General features: G+C 49.6%; 11 protein-coding genes and 2 pseudogenes. 10 read left to right on the forward strand and 3 right to left on the reverse strand.

From position 1 onward, the window contains the following. The 6 genes and pseudogenes from U8U01_RS16480 to U8U01_RS16505 form a co-directional block, all read left to right on the forward strand. Nucleotides 1–100 (forward strand): annotated as a pseudogene (locus tag U8U01_RS16480) (IS5/IS1182 family transposase); the annotation flags it as partial. A 101-nt stretch (nt 101–201) separates the two neighbouring features. Further along, entirely contained in the window at nt 202–327 is a 126-nt protein-coding gene (locus U8U01_RS16485) for a hypothetical protein (protein ID WP_322176628.1), read from the forward strand. Nucleotides 328–343: 16 nt separating this feature from the next. Beyond that, the gene (locus tag U8U01_RS16490) at nt 344–1,873 is read left to right on the forward strand and encodes a permease-like membrane multi-spanning protein (protein WP_322176631.1); all 1,530 of its coding nucleotides are present in this window, start codon (nt 344–346) and stop codon (nt 1,871–1,873) included. 44 nt (nt 1,874–1,917) lie between these two features. Continuing rightward, nucleotides 1,918–2,124, forward strand: a complete 207-nt coding sequence (locus U8U01_RS16495; protein WP_322176634.1) for a DUF1648 domain-containing protein — start codon at nt 1,918–1,920, stop codon at nt 2,122–2,124. Nucleotides 2,125–2,157: 33 nt separating this feature from the next. Beyond that, entirely contained in the window at nt 2,158–2,457 is a 300-nt protein-coding gene (locus U8U01_RS16500) for an autorepressor SdpR family transcription factor (RefSeq protein WP_322176637.1), read from the forward strand. A gap of 361 nt (nt 2,458–2,818) precedes the next feature. Then, nucleotides 2,819–2,935 (forward strand): annotated as a pseudogene (locus tag U8U01_RS16505) (SdpI family protein); the annotation flags it as partial. 68 nt (nt 2,936–3,003) lie between these two features. Here the strand turns inward: U8U01_RS16505 and U8U01_RS16510 are convergent. Together U8U01_RS16510 and U8U01_RS16515 are read right to left on the reverse strand one after the other, a co-directional pair. Then, nucleotides 3,004–4,596 (reverse strand): recombinase family protein, encoded by a 1,593-nt coding sequence (locus tag U8U01_RS16510; protein WP_322176639.1) that lies wholly within the window; start codon nt 4,594–4,596, stop codon nt 3,004–3,006. Between the two features lie 56 nt (nt 4,597–4,652). Next, on the reverse strand, nt 4,653–5,258 hold the full coding sequence (locus tag U8U01_RS16515; RefSeq protein WP_304584850.1) for a helix-turn-helix domain-containing protein: 606 nt from the start codon (nt 5,256–5,258) through the stop codon (nt 4,653–4,655). Between the two features lie 176 nt (nt 5,259–5,434). Here U8U01_RS16515 and U8U01_RS16520 point away from each other — a divergent pair, with 176 nt between their 5' ends. From U8U01_RS16520 to U8U01_RS16535, 4 genes are all read left to right on the forward strand, one after another. Next, nucleotides 5,435–5,641: a helix-turn-helix transcriptional regulator gene (locus tag U8U01_RS16520; protein WP_304584851.1), complete on the forward strand. Its 207-nt coding sequence runs from the start codon at nt 5,435–5,437 to the stop codon at nt 5,639–5,641. 128 nt (nt 5,642–5,769) lie between these two features. Next, nucleotides 5,770–6,285, forward strand: a complete 516-nt coding sequence (locus tag U8U01_RS16525) for a hypothetical protein (RefSeq protein WP_322176641.1) — start codon at nt 5,770–5,772, stop codon at nt 6,283–6,285. A 71-nt stretch (nt 6,286–6,356) separates the two neighbouring features. Beyond that, entirely contained in the window at nt 6,357–6,671 is a 315-nt protein-coding gene (locus U8U01_RS16530) for a DUF6870 family protein (protein ID WP_437124405.1), read from the forward strand. Nucleotides 6,672–6,814: 143 nt separating this feature from the next. Further along, complete coding sequence (locus U8U01_RS16535; RefSeq protein ID WP_322176643.1) at nt 6,815–8,287, forward strand: recombinase family protein; 1,473 nt, start codon at nt 6,815–6,817, stop codon at nt 8,285–8,287. On the opposite strand, the gene U8U01_RS16540 is transcribed toward U8U01_RS16535, so the two are convergent. Beyond that, the coding region (locus U8U01_RS16540) for a site-specific integrase (RefSeq protein WP_322176645.1) at nt 8,172–8,723 on the reverse strand (552 nt) is incomplete at its 5' end. The two genes, U8U01_RS16535 and U8U01_RS16540, sit on opposite strands and share 116 nt — an antisense overlap.

Consider the following 8,723-nt stretch of genomic DNA (forward strand, 5'->3'; position numbering starts at 1 on the left):
TTGGAGAGGTATTGCCACTCGTTATGCCAAAACCTCGGATGCTTTTATCGCCGCGGTACACGTCCGTTGTATCGCCATTTGGGCTGCTATCCGTACTTAATTCGTGTAGACACTATCTACGGAAAATCGGTTCTGTTTTCCTCTCACATATTGGAAATTTGTGAGAACCTATGTGATAAAATCGTCATTATGCAAGCTGGCATGATTAAGAAAACAATCAAACTTCGAGATAACCCTTCCGAAACTTCTTTAGAGGATATTTATATGGAGGTGGTTAATGATGTACCGGTGGGCAAAGATCTTTCAATTAAGCAAAGCAATCAGTAAGATCAATTTTAGCTTTTTGAACTTCCGATACAAATTAAAAGAACGCCCTGACGCCTACGTTATTGTGCTGAGTTGCTTTGTTTTAAGTATTATAGGCGTGTTCTATTACTACTATTTCCAAATGCTGGGACAGCTTTATGATGGACTTTCCGAGTTGGGGCTGGGAGCATTGTTTTGTCGGCTTGCACTGTTTGTGGTGGCAATGATACTTTCAATCGCGAGCGCCTTCCTGCTGGTCAATGTTTTCTGCTTTTCAAAGGATACAGAACACTTGTTGCTATTTCCTGTGAGGCCATGCGACATTTTTACAGGCAAGTACATTACCGTAATCTTGTTTTGCTATGGGATTGAAATTTTACTGCTGCTTCCCGTGTGTATAATTCAAACACAATACATGGGAGAAACTTCTGCAATAATCACATACATCTCTGCGGCAGCAATACTTCCTCATGTTGTTGTGTTCCCTTTGGCGGTTCTTGTGACAATATGCTTGAAATTTGCCATGCTTCTGAAACGCATGAGGACACTGCTGGTGGTTGCAGGAATCATAGTGTATTTTGCGGGCGGCATGATTGGCAGTCTATTATCCAATGGACAAATAGATGAAAAACGAGACTTATTGAACTGGGTTAATGATTTCATTGTACCATTCCCATTCTATAATCAGTATATCGGTTTTCACCCCGCACTAAAACTGCTCTGCATGATACTTGTTGCGGTATTTATCGGTGGCTATTACTATTTGAGCTATCTTGTAATCGGAAAGAAATATGCCATCTATGATAAAGAGGGACGGATTCGCCTAACGGCGACGAAATTCAACTCATTGCCAAAGCTGAGAAGTTATTTTAAGAAAGAGTATCAGACTTTTTTCCGTAATCCAGTATATGTCATAAATGGATTGTTTGGGATTTTTATTACCCCTTTTTTACTGCCGCTGTCTTTCCGGATCAGCGCAACTGCAGAAAGTATAGAACAAATAAGACTTTTGGTATCTGCCCCGGAATTTTCCTTCTATGCGGTATTATTTGCGATTGCGGTCATAGTCCTTACATCCACAATCAATGTAGTGGCTTCCAGCAGTTTTTCCAGAGAGGGCGCAAGTTTCTGGATAGCGAAGATTATTCCGTATCCATTAAAGCAGCAAGCGTTTGTGAAAGCCCTGTTTTCTACAAGTATCTCGATGATGGGGATTATCATAAATTGCTTCATATTTAAGGCTTACTTTCACTATGGCCTTATCCAGATTGGAGTAATTGCTCTTGTTGGCATATCATTTGCAGCATTATGGAACTTGATCGGAGTATGGATCGACATGAAGCGGCCCAAATTGGAATGGACAAATGAAACAGAAGCGATTAAGCAGAATGTTAATGTGGTTTTATCCATTTTGCTTTGCATCGCAATTTCAATAGGATATATATTTGCGGTTGCAAAAATGCTTCAGAATGGATTCCCTGCCGGGGGCGTTATAACCTTTCTGTTGTGCAGTGTATGTATTCTAATTTTACTTGTGTGTAAAGGAATTGCTTCATATCAAGAGTAATTGTCTTTCAAAATATGTCAATCAATCAAAAGGAGGAAGAAGCTATGAGTAAGAAGAACTTGATCCCTGTGGTGCTATTGATCGGAGCCTTTGTCATTTTGTTTGTGGCAACATTTTTTCTTCCAGACAAGATACCTTTCCATTTTGATGCAAATGGTGAGGCAGGATGGTATGCAAGCAAGTATTTTATTCTGCTGCTTACGCCGGTTCCGTATTTGATTTACCATCAATTCACGCGCAAGAAAAAATGAATACAGTATTATTGAGAAAGGAGATTCATTTAGATGACTACTGTATTCAAAGCTCTATCTGATGATACCAGACGACAAATCCTAAAGTTGCTTGCGAATGGTGATATGACAGCGAAAGAAATTTCTGAAAACTTTACAATTTCAAAGCCTGCCATATCAAAGCATCTTGACATTTTGAAAGAAGCAAGGTTAGTGACAAGCGAACGGACGGGGATGTCCGTTACTTATTCCCTGAATGTTTCTGTATTGCAAACAACTTTAGGCGCATTTTTAGATTTTTTTGATACGAATAAATCGACAGGAAAAGAGGGAAATGACAATGAAACTATATAGAAGCCTGAATATGATATTCTTGATTATATTCATCATAGGGACGGTTCTGTGCTTTAAGTACCTTCCCAGTGAAATCCCTTTGTTCATGCAAAGCCCTTCCCGCTGGGTTTTTATCGGGATTTGTTTCGTTCTTTTGTTGGCGTTAGCTATTGTGGCATTTTTCCCTCATAAAATCTCCAAAAGCGATAACAAAGTGAGAAATGATGTTACTCTGACTGCGATTAACCTCTTGGGGCTTGGAATTTTTCTTTTCTATTTTGTCACGGTAGCTAAATACTGTGGTTTGCAGATGAATTACATGAAAGGCATAGTGCTTATCGTGGGAGGCTTAATGGTATTGGTCGGGAATTTGTTACCACAAATGCCTTATCGTAGCTGTATTGGGTTCAAATTGCCTTGGATTTTAAAGGATAAACTATGCTGGCAAAAAACGCATCGGTTTGCCGGATACACGGCAATTCCTTTTGGGATTATTCAGTGTTTACTTATCATACTTGCAAGGTTATCACAAAGAAAAGCCGCCCAAAAGGAATTGGACGGCTTTTTTCATTCCCCGATAGCGCGGGGGAGCTTGGGGAACACCACCAGCTCGAAATTGTCAAACGGGCCATTCTTCCCGGAGCGGGAGAGTTTGACATACTCGGCCCGTTCGATAACCTCCTTAAGCATTTCATTCTTGGCCTGCGCGGAGGGCAGGGCGGCGTAGACCTCAAGCAGCTTTTCGACCTTTGGGACGATGTTTTTTCGGCTGGCGGCGCGGGCCTCGTCCTCCACCAGTTCGGCGGCCAGAGCCTCGGCGCTCTCTTGGGCGGCGCTGATGCGCTCGGAGATAGACCGGGAGCGGGCGAGGAACGTGTCGGTATCGTAGACACCCTGCTCCAACAGATCGTGGGTGCGGGAAAGCTGCTTGCGCAGCGTCTCCACCTCGGCCTGCGCTTTGCGGATAGACTTCTCTTTGAGGTCGATAAGAGCCTGCTCCTCCGCAGGGAGGCAGTCAGACCATTCGAGGCGGTAGTCGTCGAGCCAACGGGAGAGGGCTTGCAGCAGGCGCTCCTCCACGATCTCGTACTTGGAGCCGATGTTGTCGCAAACGCGGCTCGGACACAGGAGCATACCGCCGTAGGCATTGGGCCGGAGCGTCATGTTGCGGCCACACTTCCCGCAGACCAGCAGCCCGGCCAGAGGATTTTTCACGATGTTCTCGGACTGGACGGGTGGCGGCCCCTTTTGGGCTATGAGGTCTTGGGCGGCGAGGAACACAGCCTCGTCTACGATGGCGGGGTGCAGGCCGTCCACGAAGATTTGCTCCTCCGGCGGGGCGGTGTACCGCTCCACCCGGACGGCGCTGTTGATGATACGCTTTTTGGACTTGTGGACATTCCAGCGGATTTTGCCGATGTAGACAGGGTTTTGGAGAATGGACTGAACCGTGGTGCTGCTCCAATAGAGCGCAGACCCCGGAGGGGTAACGCCCATTTTGTCGAGGCGCAGCGCCAGCGAGTAGGTGCCAGCCCGTTTGACAGAGCCGACGTCCCCCTCCTCGCCGGAGGTGTAGAGCCGGAAGATAAAGCGGACAATATCGGCCTCGGCCTCCACCGGGCGCAGCGTCCAGCCCTTGTCGTTCGGCACCCGGACGCGCTCGTAGCCATAGGGGGCCACGCCGGACACCCATTTCCCCTCTTTGGCGGAGGCAAGGCGGCCGCGCTGCAAGCGGCGGTTGATGGTCTTATACTCCCGGCGGGACATGAAAAGGCCAAACTCGAAATACTCCTCGTCGTACTCGTTGTTTGGGTCGTAGACCTTGAGGGGGGTTACGATTTTGGTGCCGGAATACTTGAACGTCTGCGCCATAATCCCTTGGTCGATGGTATCACCACGGGCCAGCCGCTCCACCTCGACGACGAGAACACCCTCCCACAGCCCTTGCTCCACCTCTTGGAGGAGCTGCTGCATGACAGGCCGGGCGGCGATCGTCTCGCCGGAGACGACCTCCCGGTAAATCTGGGTGACGTTGTAGGGGCCGCGCCGGGCAACTTCCAGCAGGAGCTTTTCGTGGCGGGCCAGCGTTTCGCCCTCTCCATGGGCCTCGGCCTCCATGTCGGCGCGGGACTTGCGCAGGTAGATACAGTACGGTTGCATGGGTATCACCTCCACGGAAAACGCCCCTCACGGGGAGGGGCGGAAATCCACATAGATCACATTGCCGACTTTTCGGACGACCCGGCCCCCGCGTCTTTCTTTAGCCGAAACGCGATCTCCATATCCGCCTGCATGAGCTTGTCCAGCAGGGCGCAGACCTCATTCTTGAGCTGGCTCTGCATAGCCATCAGCTCGGAGAGGGCCAGCGGGTCGGTGATGGCCCCGCCAGAGGCCTCCACAGCCTTGCGGATACCAGCCCGGAGGGATTGGAGGGTTTGGAACAGCTCTTGATAGACTTGCAGGCGCTCCGGGCGGGAGAGCTGCATATCCCGGCCCAGCAGCAGGTAAAAGCTGTCAAAGCACTTGGCAACGACGGGGCGCAGCTCCGCAGACATGGCCTTGAAGTGGCGCTCGAAATTGCCCCGGTCGTTATAGAAAACCTGCTCGACGTTATTTCTCTCGTCAGAGAGGCCCAGCAGGTAGTCGGTGGACACACCGAAATACTCCGCAAAGAGACAGAGCACGTCAAAGGGTGGCTCTTTGTCCTCGATTTCATAGCCGGAGACGGCGGAGCGGGTTTTGTTTACGATTTGGGCCAGCTCCTCTTGCGATAGGCCGCGCTCTTTGCGCAGGGAGATCAGGCGGGTGGAAAACTTTTGCATGGATAAGCACCTCCAAAAAATTATTATAGCAGATTTGCCCCGGTTTGAGTAGAGTTTGCCCCTAAAAGCGTCATTAGAAAAATAAATTTCTTTAAAAGTGTTGACTTTGCCCCAAATAGGAACTATAATAGGGGATAGATGACGCTGATAGAGACAAACAGAAAGGAGACATTAGCATGAGAGCCAAGTTACAGCGATTACGCGAGGCCAACGGTTACACCCAGCAGGCGTTCAGCAGCGCGGTCGGGACGAGCCGCAGCCACTATTCGCAGATCGAGACAGGAGAGAAACAGCCGTCCTTGCGTCTGGCCCTGCGTATCAAGCGGGCGCTGAACTACTACGGGGACGACATCTTCGACAACAGCTTTCCCGTGCGTCGCTAAATTTTTTTACCAGCGAATGACGCTGATGGAGACGCAAAAGGCACAGGAACCGCAAAGCGTCGTCGCTGTAAGCGTCAAACTCTTTTCTCGACCTGTAATAATTTTACCGCAGAGGGAGGTGAAAATAAATGGCGAGGCAAGCCACAAAAGCCTGCGGTAATAGGTATTTCGAGGCACGAATGAGGGCGGCAAAGTGGAACGAAAAGCTCTCTACGAGGGCGGGAGCCATCGACTACCTCCCCGGCGTGACGGAGGACAGCCTCAAGAAATACGAGCTGGACATCACAAGGCCGCCAAACATCGTCGTGGCGCTCATGGCGGACGCATACAACGAGCCGGAGCTGCGAGCGTGGTATTGCGTCAACGAGTGTCCGCTGGGCCGCGATTGCCGGGAGATACCCCAAATGCCAGCGGAGCGGGCGCTCATACGGCTACAAAACTCGGTCTACGAGATGGAGCAGCTTATAATGATACTTTCTCACGACCCGTCAAAGACTTGGGGGGAGTCCCTTCTGTGTTCGTTAGCTCTGGCGAAGCGACGGCACAAGCAGGGCTATGATGCGGTAAAGCTGGCCGCAGCCTGTGGCATCCCCGGCCCGGAAAAGGGCCTGCCGGGGGGCGTGGCAAATACGGCAAGCTACTAAGAAAACATCCATGCCATTGTTTTGATTTTCGAGTAGCGGCATGGATTCTTATAAAATCGAAATCAGATACCATGAGGCCGGGCCGCTCTTTTTGTGTGTCCGGCCTTATTCATGTGATTTTGATGATCCAGTATGAAAAGAAAGGAGCTGTTGTTATGACTCAAACACTGGCCTATACGGTCATACATACCCCGGAAGCAGACAGACTTGCCGACATCCGGGATGTATCTGTCAATAAGGACCTGCCGCGGGAAGAAAGGATTGCCGAGTTTGTCCGGCAGATCCGGGACCCGTATCATTTCAAATGCGGTGGATTTGTTGTCAGGGCAAGTTTTTCCCAGGGAGGCGCTACCCTGGAAGAATGCCTCCGCGGAATCCTACGCTGAAAATTATTGATATTTTTTATTTTGGGGGCTGATTTTTCCCGCATGGAGCGTTATAATAAACATGGAAAAGGAATTGAATACCGATACGCAGACTGCACTCCTTGAATTGCGGGATTTTTCCGTGATGAAAGGAGTGTTTTTCTATGCAGGTTTATAAAGCTGCCAAATACATCCGCTTATCTTACACGGATGACAAATCAAACGAAAGCAACAGTGTAGGCAACCAGCGAAAGCTGATCGAAGATTTCGTGAGCCGCCACCCGGAGATCGAGCTGGTTTCCGAAAAGGTAGACGATGGGTACAGCGGGGTTATCTTTGACCGTCCGGCTTTTAAAGAAATGATGGATGACATCATGGAGGGAAAGATCAACTGTGTCATCGTCAAAGACCTTTCCCGTCTTGGCCGTGAGTATATTGAGACTGGCCGCTATATGCGCCGTGTCTTTCCGGCCTATGGCGTGAGGTTTATTGCCATCAATGACAATATTGATACTCTCAATGAGAGCGCAGGCGATGACCTGACTGTATCAGTAAAGAACATTATGAATGAAGCCTACGCACGGGATATTTCCATCAAAACGAGAAGTTCCCTGGAAACTAAGCGTAAGAATGGGGATTTCGTTGGAGCTTTCCCGGTTTACGGCTATCGTAAATCCGAAGATAACCATAATCTTCTTGTGGTAGACGAATATGCTGCCCAGGTGGTGCGGAGCATTTTCAGGATGCGCCTGGAAGGATTCAGCCCCTACGCCATCGCGAATGAGCTGAACCGGCTGGGTACGCTCTCTCCTTTGGTATATAAAAAGTATTATGGCCTTCCCCATGCCAAGAAAGGCTATACAGACCGGAAGGATTGCCGGTGGTCGGCCAATACCGTCACCCGGATCTTGCAGGATGAAACTTATACCGGTACGCTGGTTCAGGGCCGAAAGGGTTCTCAGCACTTCAAACTGAAAGAGATGGAGAGCCGCCCTTCCTCCGAGTGGATTCGCGTGGAAAATGCTCACGAAGCTATTATTGATCGGAATGATTTTGACCTGGTGCAAAGGATTCGCAACCTGGACACCCGTACATCTCCCCAAAAAGATAAAGTCTATCTGTTTTCCGGCATACTGGTCTGCGGTTGCTGCGGCAGCCGGATGGTACGCAAAACGAACCACTACAAAGACAAAGAGTATCACTATTACTATTGTCCCACCGGAAAGAAGAATGGCTGCGCCCATCCGGTCATGGTAAAGGAACATGAGCTGATGGAGTGCGTGCGGGACAGCCTGAAAGGGTTTATTGCCAATGTAGTCTCTTTGGATGAAATCTTATCCGGCATAGACCAGAGCCGTATCAACCGTGAACTTATCAAGGAGTATTCGCGGCAGATCGCCCAGAATGAGCAGCAGTTGGAGCAGATCCGTCAATATAAGATGAAACTGTATGAGAGCATGGTAAACGGCTTTCTGGACAAGTCAGAGTTCCTTTATAACAAAAGCAGTTACAGCGCCCGTATCACCCAACCGCTTCCTGTGGTATGGACACCAGCCGCACAGAATTTTCCGTCTTGGGCCTTGATAACGCCAACTCTCCGTTGGGGTTCCGCACATACTGCTTGCTCACCGAGATAGTCTTGTTCTCTGTATCCAGGTCTGACCAGAGGAGAGCAGTCAGTTCGCCCTTTCGCAAACCGCTGACCAGTTCCAGGAAGAACATCGGCAGGAGACCGCATTCATCCGCCGCCTTGAGGTAGGCGCTAATATCCTCCGGTTGCAAAATATTCATCTCGACCTTACGGGCTTTCGGCGCGATGCAGTCCTCGGTGGGGTTCCGCACGATTAGGCGCTCCTTCACTGCCCGGTCAAAGGCGCTGTGGAGCATCAGGTGCAGGCTGCGGACTGTGGTGCTGCTCAACCCATTGCCGCCCTTTTTGGTGGGCCGTACCCGACCGTTCTCCTGCAAGTCCTTGTAGAGCTTTTGTAGGTCATGGGCGGTCAGCTTTGCAAGTTTTATGCCGCCGATTCGAGGCACCGTGTAGATGTCCATCATCATTTTATACCGCTCTGC

The organism is Acutalibacter caecimuris (assembly GCF_034335085.1).
GTDB lineage: Bacteria > Bacillota > Clostridia > Oscillospirales > Acutalibacteraceae > Acutalibacter > Acutalibacter caecimuris.